General features: G+C 38.9%; 16 protein-coding genes. 7 read left to right on the top strand and 9 right to left on the bottom strand.

The features are described from left to right. Positions 1 to 71 precede the first annotated feature (71 nt). From purB to I5515_RS02785, 8 genes are all read right to left on the bottom strand, one after another. Complete coding sequence (gene purB / locus I5515_RS02820; protein WP_042898047.1) at positions 72 to 1460, bottom strand: adenylosuccinate lyase; 1389 nt, start codon at positions 1458 to 1460, stop codon at positions 72 to 74. 55 nt (positions 1461 to 1515) lie between these two features. After that, positions 1516 to 2247: a high frequency lysogenization protein HflD gene (hflD, locus tag I5515_RS02815; protein ID WP_004643577.1), complete on the bottom strand. Its 732-nt coding sequence runs from the start codon at positions 2245 to 2247 to the stop codon at positions 1516 to 1518. Positions 2248 to 2260: 13 nt separating this feature from the next. Continuing rightward, the gene (gene mnmA, locus I5515_RS02810) at positions 2261 to 3394 is read right to left on the bottom strand and encodes a tRNA 2-thiouridine(34) synthase MnmA (RefSeq protein ID WP_199964641.1); all 1134 of its coding nucleotides are present in this window, start codon (positions 3392 to 3394) and stop codon (positions 2261 to 2263) included. A 4-nt stretch (positions 3395 to 3398) separates the two neighbouring features. Next, entirely contained in the window at positions 3399 to 3887 is a 489-nt protein-coding gene (locus tag I5515_RS02805) for an NUDIX hydrolase (protein ID WP_199964640.1), read from the bottom strand. 144 nt (positions 3888 to 4031) lie between these two features. Continuing rightward, complete coding sequence (locus I5515_RS02800; protein ID WP_199964639.1) at positions 4032 to 4583, bottom strand: gamma carbonic anhydrase family protein; 552 nt, start codon at positions 4581 to 4583, stop codon at positions 4032 to 4034. Positions 4584 to 4673: 90 nt separating this feature from the next. Beyond that, positions 4674 to 5822, bottom strand: coding sequence for a D-alanyl-D-alanine carboxypeptidase PBP5/6 (dacC, locus tag I5515_RS02795; protein WP_199964638.1), 1149 nt, complete (start codon positions 5820 to 5822; stop codon positions 4674 to 4676). A 126-nt stretch (positions 5823 to 5948) separates the two neighbouring features. Further along, positions 5949 to 6371 carry an MCR_0457 family protein gene (locus I5515_RS02790; RefSeq protein WP_199964637.1) on the bottom strand — a complete coding sequence of 141 codons (423 nt, stop codon included), beginning with the start codon at positions 6369 to 6371 and terminating at the stop codon, positions 5949 to 5951. A 154-nt stretch (positions 6372 to 6525) separates the two neighbouring features. Next, a complete protein-coding gene (locus I5515_RS02785; protein ID WP_199964636.1) occupies positions 6526 to 6897 on the bottom strand; it encodes an MCR_0457 family protein in 372 nt (123 codons plus the stop codon). A gap of 101 nt (positions 6898 to 6998) precedes the next feature. Between I5515_RS02785 and surE the strand changes: the two genes are divergently transcribed. The 3 genes from surE (at position 6999) to I5515_RS02770 (ending at position 9730) form a co-directional block, all read left to right on the top strand. Further along, entirely contained in the window at positions 6999 to 7769 is a 771-nt protein-coding gene (gene surE, locus I5515_RS02780) for a 5'/3'-nucleotidase SurE (RefSeq protein WP_199964635.1), read from the top strand. Positions 7770 to 7880: 111 nt separating this feature from the next. Next, positions 7881 to 8699 carry a peptidoglycan DD-metalloendopeptidase family protein gene (locus tag I5515_RS02775; RefSeq protein WP_199964634.1) on the top strand — a complete coding sequence of 273 codons (819 nt, stop codon included), beginning with the start codon at positions 7881 to 7883 and terminating at the stop codon, positions 8697 to 8699. A 101-nt stretch (positions 8700 to 8800) separates the two neighbouring features. Continuing rightward, the gene (locus I5515_RS02770; protein ID WP_199964633.1) at positions 8801 to 9730 is read left to right on the top strand and encodes a LysR family transcriptional regulator; all 930 of its coding nucleotides are present in this window, start codon (positions 8801 to 8803) and stop codon (positions 9728 to 9730) included. Between the two features lie 51 nt (positions 9731 to 9781). Here the strand turns inward: I5515_RS02770 and I5515_RS02765 are convergent, their stop codons facing one another. Further along, a complete protein-coding gene (locus I5515_RS02765) occupies positions 9782 to 12400 on the bottom strand; it encodes a Lon protease family protein (RefSeq protein WP_199964632.1) in 2619 nt (872 codons plus the stop codon). A gap of 165 nt (positions 12401 to 12565) precedes the next feature. Between I5515_RS02765 and I5515_RS02760 the strand changes: the two genes are divergently transcribed. The 4 genes from I5515_RS02760 (at position 12566) to rpmE (ending at position 16684) form a co-directional block, all read left to right on the top strand. Continuing rightward, a complete protein-coding gene (locus I5515_RS02760) occupies positions 12566 to 14755 on the top strand; it encodes an AmpG family muropeptide MFS transporter (protein ID WP_199964631.1) in 2190 nt (729 codons plus the stop codon). Between the two features lie 2 nt (positions 14756 to 14757). Continuing rightward, entirely contained in the window at positions 14758 to 15159 is a 402-nt protein-coding gene (gene gloA / locus I5515_RS02755) for a lactoylglutathione lyase (protein WP_199964630.1), read from the top strand. Between the two features lie 134 nt (positions 15160 to 15293). Further along, positions 15294 to 16265, top strand: a complete 972-nt coding sequence (locus I5515_RS02750) for a bile acid:sodium symporter family protein (RefSeq protein WP_199964629.1) — start codon at positions 15294 to 15296, stop codon at positions 16263 to 16265. Between the two features lie 194 nt (positions 16266 to 16459). Continuing rightward, entirely contained in the window at positions 16460 to 16684 is a 225-nt protein-coding gene (gene rpmE, locus I5515_RS02745; protein WP_199964628.1) for a 50S ribosomal protein L31, read from the top strand. The last annotated feature ends 18 nt before the right edge of the window (positions 16685 to 16702 follow it).

Here is a 16702-nt window from a genome sequence, read left to right as displayed (position 1 = left end):
AGACTTTATTGTGCTTTTTATCAGTGTAATAAAAAAGCGAAGCCTAAGCTCCGCTTTTTTAAACTTTTTAATTAGATTTTGCTAATTAAATCGTTAATTTGTTTTGCTTGTTCAGCTGCATTACCTGTGTAAGTTGCAGGAGTAAGTTCAGCTAAACGCGCACGTTCTTCGCTTGGTACTTGAGAAAGTTCATCACCATTTACGAAATTAACCATCATGTCACGAGTCATTGCTTGACCACGAGTTAATGCTTTTAACTTTTCATATGGCTTTTCAACGTTATAACGACGCATAACAGTTTGAATTGGCTCTGCTAACACTTCTTGAGCTTGATCAAGATCTTCAAGTAAGCGATTTGCATTAAGTTCAAGTTTACCAACACCTTTTAAACAAGCATCAAAAGCAATTAAACTTTGTGCAAAACCAACACCCATATTACGAAGTACAGTCGAGTCAGTTAAGTCACGCTGCCAGCGAGAAATTGGTAATTTTTCGCCTAAGTGTGCTAATACGGCATTTGCAATACCTAAGTTACCTTCAGAGTTTTCAAAGTCAATTGGGTTAACTTTGTGTGGCATAGTTGAAGAACCAACTTCACCATCTTTTAATCTTTGTTTGAAATAACCTAAAGAAATGTAACCCCATACGTCACGGTTAAAGTCGATTAAAATCGTGTTGAAGCGACGTAGCGCATCAAACAACTCTGCCATGTAGTCATGTGGTTCGATTTGTGTCGTGTACGGGTTGAATGCTAAACCTAAAGATTCAACAAAAGCTTGAGCATGCGCAGCCCAGTCAACATCTGGATAAGCAGAAAGGTGAGCATTGTAGTTACCTACAGCACCGTTGATTTTGCCTAGTAGCTCAACATTTTCAAATTGTTTGATTTGGCGAGCTAAACGGTATGCTACGTTTGCCATTTCTTTACCCAAAGTTGTTGGGCTAGCAGTTTGACCATGTGTACGTGACAACATTGGTTGTTCAGCATGCGTTGTTGCCAAAGCAGAGATCGCATTTAAAATTTGCTTCATGCTTGATACTAAAACTTCACGACCATTTTTAAGCATAAGTGCATGAGACAAGTTATTAATGTCTTCTGAAGTACATGCAAAGTGAATGAACTCACCCGCATTTTGTAATTCAGTAATACCTGCAATTTTCTCTTTCAAGAAATATTCAACAGCTTTTACATCGTGGTTCGTTGTACGTTCAATTTCTTTAATGCGGTTAGCATCTTCTTCAGAAAAATTGCTAACAATTGCATCTAAAGCTGCATTTGTTTCATTTGAAAAAGGAGCAACTTCAACAATTTCTGGACGGTTAGAAAGTGCTTGTAACCAACGCACTTCTACAGTGACACGAGCATGAATTAAACCAAACTCAGAAAGAAAAGGGCGTAGCGCATCACATTTGCTGGCATAACGTCCATCTAATGGTGATAGTGCGGTTAAAGCGTTCATAACGATTCCTTAATGTTGGAATAAACATAAAACTAAAAATAATCTCTTTACAGCCTTAGATGACTTGGTACTGTAAACGAGCAAGTGCTTGAATATCCTGTAGCAATTTACGTTTGCTAAAAATCATGTTCCACGAACTACCACCGAGTTGTCGCCATAAATGGGCCATTTGCAAGCCAGTAAATAGACAAGCGCGGATGCGGTTAGTATGGTTGGTATCTTTAAATGCTTCTGCATTACCACGAACTAAAATGCGCGGGTTAATCTGCCCCGCAGTATCAACATAGGTTTGAGCCAAATTGGCTAAAATGCTTGGATGTAAGTAGTTATTATCAAAAAAAGAAAGCTGTTTTAAAATCTTTTGCTGAGCTTTTTCAATGATTGCGACGTATTCAGGGTTGCTATAGACCTTCTTTTCTAATTGTAAAAGGGACATAGCGTATGACATTGGAAGCTTGGCAGTGCCCATTTTTGGAAGGCGAGATTTAGGCATATTTGTAAAAGGTTGAGTAATACAATTTTCGAGGGTCTTAAGCCCTAAAGAAATATCTGCCAACTGATTAAAAAAATCTAATGTTTGGACACCATTGTTGACTGTAGGACGAATATTTAAACTCGCTTTGATTAACAGCTCAAAATAGAAGTTACCACTTTCACCAATACTCTGCTGACCCGTTAAGGCTGTCATATGCGTGAGCTGGGTGGCCTGAAATACCCCAGCCAAGGCAAGGGCACGGTTTTGGCGAACATTCAAGGCTTGTGATTGTTGAAATGGTAACTCCACCATGCCATTCATTCCCTTAAATAAAATTTGGTGTAGGGGCATTTGTATGGTGAATGACACCCCCGCCTAAGCAAACTTCATCTGAATAAAATACAACGCTTTGACCCGGTGTAACCGCGCGCTGAGGTTCATCAAACTCAACTCGTACACCGTGTTCACTATTTTCATCAATAAAAATCGTACAGGCTTGATCAGGTTGGCGATAGCGTGTTTTAGCTGTACAGCGTAAACCTTCAACTGGAATATTCTGTTCACCCGCTACCCAGTCAATTGACTCACTCCAAAGCTGTGTGCTTTGCATGAGTGGGTGTTCATGTCCCTGACCAATAACAAGGCGGTTATTAGCAATATCTTTATGAAGTACGAACCATGCACCTTCAGCTGCACCTTTCAAACCACCTAGACCAATTCCGCCACGTTGACCGAGCGTATAGTACATCAGACCGTGATGTTCACCAACTTCTTTACCTGTATCAAGTACAATTTTTCCAGGTTGAGCGGGTAAATATTGTTTAAGGAAGTCATTAAATCGACGTTCGCCAATAAAACAGATTCCTGTAGAGTCTTTTTTCTTGGCTGTAGCAAGATCCAGTTCTTCAGCAATTCTGCGGACTTCTGGTTTTTCAATCTCACCTACTGGAAATAGAGTTTTATTAATTTCTTTACCATGAACAGCATGTAAGAAATAGGTTTGGTCTTTATTGTTATCTACACCACGTAATAATGGTGCGTAAGCTTCGCCTTTTGAGTTGTATGCGGTTTCACCACGACGAGCATAATGACCAGTCGCGATAAAGTCTGCGCCTAAAGTCATGGCATGATCTAAAAATGCACGGAACTTAATTTCTTTATTACATAAAATATCTGGGTTTGGCGTACGTCCAGCTGCATATTCAGCCAAAAAAAGTTCAAACACCCGATCCCAATATTCCATAGCAAAATTTGCTGTGTGGAGTTTAATACCTATTTTATCAGCTACTGCTTGAGCATCGGCTAAATCTTCCATTGCCGTACAGTATTCCGTGCCGTCGTCTTCCTCCCAGTTCTTCATGAAAAGACCTTCAACTTGATATCCCTGTTGAAGTAAAAGTGCTGCAGAAACAGAAGAGTCTACACCACCAGACATACCGACGATGACACGTTGTTGCATAGGACTAGGCATCCAAATGAGAAGTTAATGAGGGAGAGAAAGGGTGCTCATAAATAAGCGATAAAGGATAATGGTGGCCTTTCATGGCATCTTCAACTGCTTTTAGCACGAGTGGACTACGGGCACGAGCAGATTCTTTGAGCTCATCTGGTGTCATCCACACAGCAGCTACAATATTTGTATCGAGTTGAGGATTACTTTCAACCTGAGTCACATGTGCCAGAAAACAGAAGCGGTAATAAGTACGATCCGGAAACATGGGCGGGGTATAAGTATAAATACCGAGCAAGGCATCAATTTCAACATGATGACCCGTTTCTTCGAGTGTTTCACGAATGGCTGCTTCTGTTAATGATTCACCACATTCCACATGACCAGCAGGTTGGTTAAATACTGTGTGTACAAAACCTTCGCTATGTTCTTCTACAAAAAGATAGCGTCCGTCTTTTTCTACGACTGTAGCAACGGTAACATGAGGAGTCCATGCGGCCATAAAAAAGCACCATGATTTAAAAGTCGTATGATACGAAATTTAGGGGTTTTTGGCTACGGGGATCTGCTAAACGATATGAGCAATCCTACAAAACCATATCGTTTAAAAAATCAAAATTTTATTACTGGCAATTCATAAAGATAATTAATCTTGATTTGCTTGAGCCGTTTTATGATTATTTTGTACTTTCACATAATGCCTTGCCGAATAAGGAAGGAATGCTAATTCTTTTTCGGTCAGTGGTCGCACTTGCTGTACTGGGCTTCCTACATATAGATAACCACTTTTTAAGACTTTACGTGGTGGAACCAAACTTCCCGCACCAATCATCACATCATCTTCAATAATCACGTCATCGAGAACAACAGTATTGATTCCGATTAAAACACGGTTGCCGATGGTGCAGCCATGCAACGTCACATGGTGGCCAACGGTTACATCTTCACCAATAATAAGAGGTGAGCCATTAGGTTTTGCATCATTCTTATGGCTAACGTGCAACATACAATGGTCTTGTACATTACTGTTTTTACCAATTTGAATACTATTTACGTCACCGCGAATGACTGCAAAGGGCCACACAGAAACATTTTCAGCTAAGCTAACTTCACCGACTACAACAGCCATGTCATCGATATAACATGTTGCATCAACTTGAGGACGGTGTTCAAGATAAGGACGTATGTTCTTTGCCATGAGGGATATCAAAATAAAATTTAGACGAATTATAAAATAAAAAAGCACTCAGGCTAAATAGCATGAGTGCTTAATTCAACTATTCAAAAATTAGAATAAGTTGCTGAAGAATTGTTTAATATGGTCGATTAAGCGTGCAAAGAATCCTGCTTCTTCAACTGGCTTTAGTGCAACTAATGGCTTTTCAGCAATTACTTTGCCATCTAAGCTTGCAACAAGTTTACCCACAACTTGGCCCTTTTGAAGTGGCGCATTTAAGTTAGGTTGAACGACTAATTGAGTTTTAATGCCACCAGCTTTACCTTTAGGCATTGTTACACTAAAGTTTTCAGCTAAACCTACTTGAACTTCGGGTTCTTTACCAAACCAAACTTTTGCTTTTGCAAGAACTTGATTTGCTGGTTGAACATTTGCAGTTTCAAAGTTTGCAAAGCCCCAAGACAATAATGTACGCGTTTGGTTGGCACGTTCATTAACGCTATCCGTTCCAAAAATAACGGAAATGAGACGCATTGGACCGCGTTTGCTTGAAGTTGTTAAGCAGTAACCCGCTTCATCTGTATGGCCTGTTTTTAAACCATCTACGCTTGGGTCTGTGTAAAGCAAGGCGTTACGGTTACCTTGCTTAATGCCGTTAAAAGTAAAGTCTTTTTCAGAGTAGATTGGGTAATATCTTGAGCTGTCTTTAATAATATGTTGCGCTAAAACAGCCATATCTTTAGCACTTGAATAATGGCCTTCTGCCGGTAAACCAGTTGAGTTCATAAACTGGGTATTTGTCATACCGATACGTTTTGCTTCCTGATTCATCATATGAGCAAAAGTGCCTTCATTTCCGGCAATATGTTCAGCCATTGCTTTTGATGCATCATTACCAGACTGGATAATAATACCACGAAGCATTTCTAGAACAGTCGCCGTACCATTTAAAGGGACATACATACATGATTCAGAGCTACTTCCTTTACACCATGCAGATTCGTTCATACGAACCTTTTCACTCTCGGTAAGCTCACCTTTTAATAGTTTTTGTTCAATGATGTAGCTTGTCATCATTTTAGTCATTGAAGCAGGGGCAAGCTTTTCGTTTTCATTTTTAGAAGCGAGAATTTGTCCTGTCTCATAATCCATTAATACATAAGACTTATTATTTAATTCTGGCGGAGCTGATAAGACAGTTGCTGCATAAGAAAAACTTGGTAAGAGGAGGAGTGCAGCAATAGCGCTTTTTCGAGTCATTCTAGGTAATTCCAATATCTTGTATGAAGCAGAAGAACCTAGCATTTTAGGATAAAGCAAAGCCGACTTCTATGGGGGAAGTCGGCTTTTTCAAACAGTATTGTAACTCAAGAGTTTTTTACTAATTTAGTTTTGCGATTGATACGCTTTTACGTCTTGACAAACTAAAGTGTTTTGCTCGTTACCAGCAGCTTTTGCATCATTACGTGCTTCTTTTAGGACTTTCTTGAAACTTTTGTCTTTCGTACGTTTCTCTAAAGCTGCAACTGGATCGGCTTCATTTGGTAAATAGTCTTTTACAAGACGCTCATAACCTTGAGCAAATTCTGCATCTTTTTTACCAATAAGGCTTGGACAAATTTCAGAAAGTACTTGAATTGCAGCTAATTCTTCAGGAGTAGTGCCTTGTTGAGGAGTCACTTCAACAACATTTTCATTTTCGGTTTTCTTTTCAGTTGTTTTCTTCTTATCAGCAGCAAAACCAACTGTTGCCATGCTCATAAGTAAAACCAAAGAGAGCGATTGAACTAAGCTTTTCTTCATAAACATTGATAACCCGAAATAAAATTTTTAAATACGTCGATAGCTTAACCAATTTAGAGGTTAAAAAAATGGAAAAAATGTATTGTTATGTTGGTTTTCTGCTTAATGCCAAACAGAAAACCAAAAATGAATAAATCTCTATTCTCAATAAGAGTAAGATCTATTCCTTATAATTAACGATCTCTTCACAGAGCTCATGTTGCTCATGATGGTCCATTTGTTTTGCCGCAAGACGTGCTTCATTTAACAAAGTTTTAAACTCTGCATCATTTTGTAGAGTAAAGAGGGTAATTGATTTATTTGAATACCCTTTAAGATACATCGCGATAATTTTTTGAGTATTTGACTCAAATTTTTTATTTGTGCCTACGAAGGCCGGACAAATTTCTTGCAAAACTTGCGTTGCGGCAATGTCATCTTTAATTAAGCTATCAGCCTCTTGTGTTGAGATATCCTCATCTGCAAAAACAGCTTGCGTACACAATGTGATACTGATCCCCAATACCTGAAAAAAAGGAGCAAAAGTTTTCATTTTTTCACAATTTTATAATGCTATGGAGGCATAAATATATATAATTCAACAAATAATTCAATTGTGAAAACCTTTAGGTTCATCTGTAGAGAAAGATTTTAGTGAATATTTTAATTGCGAATGATGATGGTGTTTTTGCACCAGGTATACAGGCTTTAGCTGAAGCATTAAGACCACTTGGACGTGTGGTGGTGGTTGCACCTGAAAGTGAAAGAAGTGGTTTTTCAAGTGCATTGACATTAGATCGACCATTGCGTCCAATTCAAATTGCCGAAGATGTATGGGCAGTGAATGGTACACCTGCAGATTGTGTTTATTTATCCATGAATGGTTTGTTCGATTTCGAATTTGACTTGGTCGTGAGTGGAATCAATAGTGGCGCAAACTTAGGTGATGATGTTTTATATTCTGGAACAGTTGGTGCTGCGTTTGAAGGCCGTTTAATGAAGCAACCCGCCATTGCTGTTTCTTTAGCTGGACCTGATGTGCGCGCTTATAACGATAAAGAAGATTATGCTCAGGCTGCACAGTGGGTTCATGATTTTATTGCAAGCGGTTTACCATCTTTGCCACCACGACATATCTTTAATATCAATATTCCTGATGTGCCGCAGTTAAAAGGAGCACAAATTACTTATCAGGGACGCCGTGCTCAATCTAAACCTATCACCAGTCATGTCGATCCACGAGGGCGTCAAGTTTACTGGATTGGGTTAGCAGGTGAGGCCGTTACAGATCCACAGCGTGTTTCAAGCCAGATTCAATCAGATTTCTTTGCGGTAGCAAACGGGTATGTCAGTGTTACACCTATTCAAATGGATGCAACAAATTACGCCGTTTTAGAAGACCTACAGGTCAGTTTGAGTCAATAATTTGCTTCAAATGTTATAACTTTGTGAATAAAGAAAAAGAGGAACGTGTTTCCTCTTACTTTTTTGGTACTCTTAGCCGAAATGATTTGTAGCATTTAGTGAGGGAGATCAATGCATTTAATTGGGCAACAAAGCAAGGTGAATATCCAAAAAGACAAAATAATGAAAATTATGCTGTTATCTGTAGCTGTAGGTTTGACCATGGCTATGGCTGGATGTGCTTCTAAACCACAAATTAATAATAGTTCTCGCTATTCAATGGCTCCTAACTATTACACAGTTCGTTCAGGTGATACTTTAAGTGGTATTGCAATGCGTTATGGTCTGGACTACATCAGTATTGCCGAAATGAATGATATTCCCGCACCATATCGTATTTATGTCAATCAATCGTTGCGTTTGAAGAAATCTTCTTCACCAAGAACAGTATCTACGCAAGTCGTGGCGCAACCTGAACAAATTAAGCGTCAAACCATTGCGTTACCAACCACGTCACAGCCAGTAACTCCGCCAACAACCGCACCGTCAATGAATACTACAGTGGCTTCGGTTGCACCAAATTCGAGCTTACGTTGGATAAAACCGACTAATGGACCAGTGATTCAAGGGTTTAATTTGGCAAATAATGTCAAGGGAATCCGTTATGGTGGAAATCAGGGTGATCCTATTTATGCCGCAGCCGATGGACAAGTCGTCTATGCAGCGGATGGCTTAAAAGAATACGGAAATCTGGTTTTAATTAAGCATATTGACGGTTATATCAGTGCGTATGCCCACAATAGCAAGATGTTGGTGAAAAGCGGTGATAATATAACTGCTGGACAAAAAATTGCCGAAATGGGATCTACTGGTGCATCTCAGGTCATGCTCGAGTTCCAGATTCGTTTGGATGGAAAACCAATTAATCCTATAAATCTTTTACCAAAATAGCTAATGCAAAAAACTTAGGTTTCCTCGTATAATGTAATTGGTTGCTTTCATTACAACAATAAGCATTTTTTATAAATTTAAAATTAGATTTGAGGAAACCTATGTTAGATCAGCTTCGTGCGATGGGTGTTTTTGCTTGTGTGGTCGAAAAAAGTTCATTCAGTGGTGCGGCTCGGGAATTAGGAATTACAACAAGTGCGGTGAGCCAACAGATTCGCTCCCTTGAGAATGAAATGGATGTAATTTTATTACATCGTTCCACTCGTAAACTTAGTTTGACAGAAGCCGGACAGGCTTTTTTTTCAAGCTGTCAAGAGATGTTAGCGGCTGCGGAAAGGGGAAAAATCAGAATTAATGAATTGAGGGATGACTTAATCGGGGATTTGCGTATTGCAACCACTCCTGATTTAGCAGTTCAACACCTCATTCCTGCATTATCTCACTGGATGTCAGCTCATCGCGGTTTATCTGTGCATTTCGAAGTTGGGCATCGCTATATCGATTTAATTGAAGAGCGAATTGATATTGCAGTTCGTATGAGTTCTACACCTGTAGAAGAGGATAGCTCAGTTGTTCCAATGGCTTTTGTTGATCAAATTATGGTGGCCTCTCCCAGCTATCTCAATCAATCAAGCCCAATTTTGCATCCAAATGATTTAAACAATCATGAGTTGCTTTCTATCAATGCAATGAGCGAATCACGTAGTTTTCATTTTCAACATGCCAAAACTGGTGAGAAATTAAATATTGAAATGATAAGCCGTTTGCAAAGTAATAATTTGCAAGTTGCGAAAGCGTTATGTCAGCAAGGACATGGTATTGCCAGAATTTTATATTTAGATGCTCAAAAAGAACTTAAGGCTGGTACTTTAATTGAAATCCTTCCTGATTGGAAACTCCCTGCTTTCACTTTATATGCTGAGACCGCAAAACACGATCAACAACCGATGAAAATTCAGCGTTGTCTTGAAGCACTTAAACAGTATTTTAGCCAGTTGGCTGGCGGACGAGCGATGCAGATCGTTCGTTAATTTTGCAAATCTAAAAGTAAAAAGGGCCTGTATTTTACAGGCCCTTTTTTATTACTTTTGTTTTAGTGTGGCAACTTCTTCCGCATTCTCTTGTGGCAGATCATTAGCAGTAAGTTCTTCATGCTTCTTAATTTTTTTCTTATTTTTCTTTTTCTTTTTTGGCTCTTCTTCAATTTCAGCACCATCTTCAATGGCTTGCCAATATTCAAGTTGTTCCATTACTGCCGCATAAATTGAATTTTTGCTGTACTTACCCTTTTTATCGAGTGTACCGACTGGACGAGCCATTAAAATTTCAAGTGCCTGATCAATCGTATCAATCGCATGGATATGGAATTGACCACTGCGAACAGCATCAATAACATCTTGACGTAACATTAAATGCTGCATGTTTTGACGAGGGATAATGACACCTTGTTTACCTGTCAAACCTTGCAATTTACATGCATCATAAAAGCCTTCAATTTTTGCATTTACGCCACCAATTGGTTGGACTTGTCCTAATTGGTTCATAGAACCAGTAATCGCCCATGATTGATCAATTGGTATCTGGCTAATTGCAGAAATTAATGCTGAAAGTTCAGCAACAGTGGCACTATCACCATCGACTTGACCATAGCTCTGTTCAAATGCAAGCGCAGCGGAGAAATGTAAAATCTGTTCACGGCCAAAGTGAGCTTTTAAGAAGCTAGACATGAGTAACACGCCCTTAGCATGAAGTGAACCACCAAGTTCTACACTACGTTCAATATCAAGAATATCACCGCCACCTTGATAAACAGACGCTGTTAAACGTGAAGGTAAACCAAACTCAACATCTGCGTAATGAATAACGGAGAGGGCATTGATCTGACCTAAACGGTATCCCGACGTTTCGATTAATTGTGTACCACGTGAAAGATCTTGCCAGTACAGTTCTCTTAAATAGCCTAAGCGATATTGACGATGTTGTAGAGCTAGGTTGATATGCTGCTCAGTAACGATCTTATCTTCGCCTTTAAACGCATGGTGATGCGCTTCTCGAATGAGATCACCTAGAGTAGATGCATGTAATGATAACGAGCTTTGGTCTTCAGCTTGGCGGCTAGAATCAGTGAGCAAAGCTGCTAAAGCGCTACGATCAAATGGTAATAATTTATCAGCTTGTACATAGTCAGCAATCAACTGCATATAAGCTTGTTCATTCGTTTCATTGCGTTGAAGCGTATCGGTAAAATCTGCACGAATTTTAAAGACACTGCCAAGTTCTGGTTCAACTTCTAAAATTTCATAATAAATTTCAGGCTCAGCCATTAATATAACTTTAATATCGAGCGGAATTGCAGCAGGTTCAATCGAAATGCTACCTGTTAAAGTCAGCATATGTTCGAGTGAAGATAATCTAAGTTGCCCAGATTTAAGAGCGCGTTTTAAACCTTGCCAAGCATAGGGTTGTTCTAGTAACTGCTCAGCTTCAAGCATTAAAAAGCCGCCATTGGCTTGATGCAAGGAACCAGGACGAATCAAGGTGAAATCTGTGATAATTGTGCCGTTATGGGTGAGCTGTTCAACGTGACCAAGTAAATTGTAGTGTGTTGGAAAGTCTTCAAAAATAACAGGAGCACCGCTATTTGGTTTATTTGCAACAATGACATTGGCTTGATAACGTGCAGGAACACGATTGAACATTGATGGCCCAAAATCATCTTCATCTTGTTCTAAAATCAGTTCGACATTATCAATAATATCTTTAGCATATTGTTTTAAGTAATCTTCAAGTCCTTTCACCTGACCGTATTTATTTAAAATAAGATCCATTCTTGGCATAACGACTTGCGTTGCAATATCTCGATTTAACACAGACACTTTGTCACGTGCATCATCTTCTAAATCACCTAAATGTAAACCAAGGCGATCCAGTTTTTTATCCATATAACGAATATTGGCCGCAATTTCAGCGCGTTGTTTACTATTTAATGCATCAATATCAGTTTGGGTAAGCTCTTGAACTTGATCATCTTTGACTTGCACAGGTACAAAGCCGTGTTTCTCATTGCGGGAAATGAGTTTTAAGTCGAGTTCTTCACCTTCTTTGGTCAGTTCAACAAGCGCTTGTTGCTGTTCATCACCTGTTACCTGACGGATCTGTTCAATACGGTTATGATAAGTTTCTGCACTAAAACGGCGTTCAAGTTGTTTTAAAATAATTTGCCAAGTTTGTTCATGTGTCTGTTGAAACTTAGTCCCTTGACCTGCTGGAAAACGTAGGGCAATAGGTTGACGTGCTTGTTTGAAATTATAGACATACACCCAGTCATCAGGCGTTGGCATGGTTTTGGCGTGCTGCTGTAACAAACGTTTGATCATGGTACGTTTGCCTAAACCAGCAGTTCCTACTGCAAAAATATTATAGCCTGAGTAGGGCAAAGAAATTCCTGCCTCTACTGATGCTTTGGCACGATCTTGACCTAAAAAATTATTAAGAGGTTTGATGCGTTTGGTTGAAGCTGGAATTTTTTCAAAATCTGGGATATGTGTCAGTTGTTCAGGTTTTAAAACTGTCTTGTCTAAGGTCATTTTTATATCAGGTTGCTCAAAAGCTGAAGGAAATGCATTTACTGTGACGTTTGTGGTGTTTGTTTTAGCGAGTGATAAAGTTGAAATAGTCACTTGATCAAGTTTTTGTGTCACTGTTGATATCCAGCAAAAGAAAACGAAGTTTGAACCTTAAAGGTATACAGGTTTAGCATAAAATATCAAGCAAACTTGCGGTTTTTATCGCCAAACCAAAAATGTTTGCATAAAGAATCTTGAAAGCAATTGTAAGAAGGGTTTGAATAGGCACATTTATAATTTATGGAAAATAAAAAACGAATGACCACACAAGCTTCGGGTTGGGTCTCGGCTTTTAAAGCATTTTTAGATCGCCGTGCATTAATTATGCTGTTTCTTGGTTTTTCTGCCGGAATACCAATTTTATTGATTTTCTCTAGTCTCTCTTTATGGCTAGGTGAGGCGGGTATTGATAAAAGTGCAGTCACTTTTTTCAGTTGGGCAGCTTTAGGATATTCCTTTAAGTTTGTTTGGGCCCCTTTAATTGATGAATTGCCAGTACCAGTTTTGACCAAAGCTTTAGGTCGAAGACGAGCTTGGTTGCTGATCGCACAGTGTTTAATTGTAGTTGCGATTTGTACTATGGCTTTTTCGGACCCTGCTTTAGGCCATGCCTATCTTGTTCAAATGGCAGTAGGTGCTGTGTTGCTCGGCTTTTCGGCAGCAACGCAAGATATTGTAATTGATGCCTATCGTATTGAGTTGGCTGAAACTGAAATGCAGACAGTGTTAGCATCGACCTACAATGCTGGTTATCGAATCGGAATGATTGTGGCTGGAGCGGGGGCGTTATTTCTAGCTGCACATTTGGGAACTGCTAAAGGTAATTACATTTACGAAGCTTGGAAAATGACTTATTTAACCATGGCAGCAGTCATTTCTGTAGGTATTATTACAACTTTGCTTGTTCGTGAGCCTAAGGTTAATCGAGTATATAAAAGCTATAAGAGTAGTGATTATTACCGCTTGGTCTTCGTATTTTTTGTAGCCGTTATTTCATTTGTCTTAACTTATATTTATTCAGGCCAAATTACTGAGGCAATTTCAAAAGCCGGCAATATTGAAGATAGTGCCAGTTTGTTTGGGTTAGAAGCTTTAAGATTTTTAACGGCGACAGGTACTGCCATTTTAGTCGGTTATATACTGGTTAAAATGGGTGTGGTGAACCAGCAAATGGCAAAAGAAACTTGGATTGCTCCAATTCTTGATTTCTTTAAGCGTTATGGCGTTAAACTTGCATTAGTGCTTCTACTGCTGATTGGTTTTTTCCGTATTTCAGACATTATTGCCGGTGTTATTTCAAATGTCTTTTATCAAGACTTAAACTTTAGTAAAGAACAAATTGCTGAAGCTGTAAAAGTTTACGGTATTATTTTTAGTTTACTTGGCGGCTTCTTAGGTGGCCTTTTAGCTCAACGCATGAATATTATGAAACTCATGTTTGTTGGCGCTGTATTGGCAAGCTCTACTAACCTAATTTTCATCGGTTTAGTGAAATCAGGTAAACCACTCGATATGGTTGATGTCCAAGTTGGAGACAATCATTATAAAGTTAAGCCAGATGAAGTCGGTTATTGGAAATTGAAAGTTCCGAGTTCTAGTTTTACAGGTACAAAACAAATTGATGTTAAAGCTGGATATGCATTACCCAATCAACAAGCCGATACAATAGTCCGCGTTCAACCATTGGTGACTACACAATCTGAGCATGTGCCTCTACAAATTTTACCTTTAATGGGAAGTGATCAAATATCCTCTAAATCTTCCGAAGGCAGTGTTGTTGTTCGTGGGCAGTATTTTGGGAAAGTTTTAACTCCAACTCAAAAGGTTGTAGTGAGTCTTGATGGACAAAATTTTGATGCAAAAATGACAGATCAAAAAGGCGTGTTCAACGCTGCAATTGATATGCAGAAATTATTGTCATCACCAAGTAAGCAACTGACTGCTTCAGTTGTTGATGGAAATCAAAAAGTATTATCAATTTCTCATCACTATGAAGTCGCTTCAACTTCGGTACCAAAAACTGAATTAGATGTGAACATTGAGCCTTTACCATACATTGACACTCAATCAGGTAAAGAGGTTGAGCTTAGTGGTAAAGTTATCAAACCTTATAGTTCACTATGGCTTTATTGCGCGATTGTTCTTGATAACTTAGCTTCAGGTCTAGCTGGTGCGGCATTTATTGCATTTCTTTCGAGCCTAACCAGTGTGTCATTTACCGCTGTTCAATATGCAATCTTCAGCTCACTGATGACACTTACGCCGAAACTTTTAGGTGGATATTCAGGTACCATAGTGAGTAATATTGGATACCCAAACTTCTTTTTGATGACCACATTGATCGGGATTCCAATCTTAATTTTAGTAGTTTGGGTTGGAAAACTACTCAAAGATCATCAAACACATGAAACAGAAAAGGCAGGTGAATAAACATGCGAATGCTTCATACAATGTTGCGAGTAGGCAATTTAGAACAATCTTTAAAGTTCTATACCGAAGTATTAGGAATGAAGTTACTTCGTAAGCGTGATTATGAAGAAGGGCGCTTTACACTAGCATTTGTTGGTTATGGTGATGAAGAAACCAATACTGTGCTTGAACTCACTCATAACTGGGATACTTCAAGTTATGAGTTAGGTAATGCTTATGGTCATATTGCCATTGGTGTTGATGATGCTTATAAAGCGTGTGAAGAAATTAAAGCGCGTGGTGGCAAAGTCGTGCGTGAAGCAGGCTCAATGAAAGGCGGTGTTACCGTTATTGCATTTGTTGAAGATCCAGATGGTTATAAAATCGAGTTGATTCAACAAGATGCTAATGCAATGAATAACTAAATAAATGACTTAGGTGATTTAAGATTTAGGTCTTAAAAGTCTAGCTTTATTTTCAGAGCCCAGTATGATGAATATCCGACCGAATGGTCAATTTATCAACTGGGTTTTTTATTTATCTAAAATAATCATAGGATGTGGCTATGTTGAAGTTATTGGCACTTGATCGATTTACATTTTTGTTGGTTGGAATGGTCTTACTCGCAACATTTTTTCCAGTCAGTGGTCAAGCAGCACAATATTTCAATACACTCACCACAGTCGCGATTGCAATATTATTTTTTTTGCATGGTGCGAAGCTGTCTCGTGAGGCTGTAATTGAAGGTGTTTTGCATTGGAAAATGCATTTACTTGTATTCGCATTTACTTTTTTTGTTTTCCCAGTGATTGGTCTGTTGGCTAAGCCGATTCTGTTACCTCTATTAGGTCAGCAGCTGTACTGGGGGTTTTTGTTTATGTGCTTTTTACCCTCCACGGTTCAATCTTCTATTGCATTTACATCAGTTGCAAAAGGGAATGTGGCGGGAGCAGTCTGTAGTGCATCTTTTTCAAATTTGATTGGTATGTTTATTACCCCAGTCTTGGTTAGCTTTTTTATTTTAGGCCAAAGCCAACATGGGTTCGATCCGACTGCGTCAATTATACAAATTACATTATTGCTGTTAGTGCCATTTATTTTAGGGCAAATATTACGTCCTTATATTTTTCCTTATATGGCAAAAGTTCCTAGTATTGTAAAAGCATTCGATCAAGGCTCAATTTTGATGGTGGTGTATGGCGCATTCAGTGGGGCAGTGGTCGCAGGGCTTTGGCATCAAGTGAATTGGAAAACCTTACTTATTTTAGTGGTGGCTTGTTCAGTTCTTTTAACCATCATCATGCTATTAGCACTTTATCTACCTCGTGCTTTTGGATTTAACCGAGCAGATCAAGTCACAGTTTTCTTTTGTAGTTCAAAAAAGACGTTGGCAAGTGGTGTGCCAATGGCGCAAATCTTATTTATTGGCCAGCCTTTAGGCATGATTGTGTTACCTATTATGATCTTTCACCAAATCCAATTAATGGTGTGTGGGGTAATAGCAAATTACTGGGCTAAATCTAAAGATTAATTCGCAAAAAGAAATTATTTGACGTATAATCTTGTCCACTTGTTGTGCTTAGCTCTAACCCTAGAGGTTTCGGTGGGCCAAAAGAATGGTCTGTTGTGGTGTTGATCTGCTCATTTTGAGCTTTCCTCGATTTATTTTGAGAGTGATCAATTGCGATGACAGCTTAAGCCTTTCTAAATTAGGAGTAATCGACGATGCGCGCCGATATTCACCCAAAATATGCAAAATTAGTAGCTACTTGTTCTTGCGGTAACGTAATCGAAACTCGTTCTGCTTTAGGTAAAGACACTATCTACCTTGACGTATGTTCAGCTTGCCACCCTTTCTATACTGGTAAGCAAAAGAATGTAGACACTGGTGGTCGTATCGACAAATTCAAACAACGTTTTTCTGGTATGTCTCGCTCTATCAAGCGTTAATACTGCAAAACGAAACAA

It is taken from the genome of Acinetobacter calcoaceticus, assembly GCF_016508255.1.
Taxonomy (GTDB): domain Bacteria; phylum Pseudomonadota; class Gammaproteobacteria; order Pseudomonadales; family Moraxellaceae; genus Acinetobacter; species Acinetobacter calcoaceticus_E.
The sequence above is the reverse complement of the archived record's forward strand: the minus strand, read 5'-3'. Positions and strand labels throughout refer to the sequence as shown.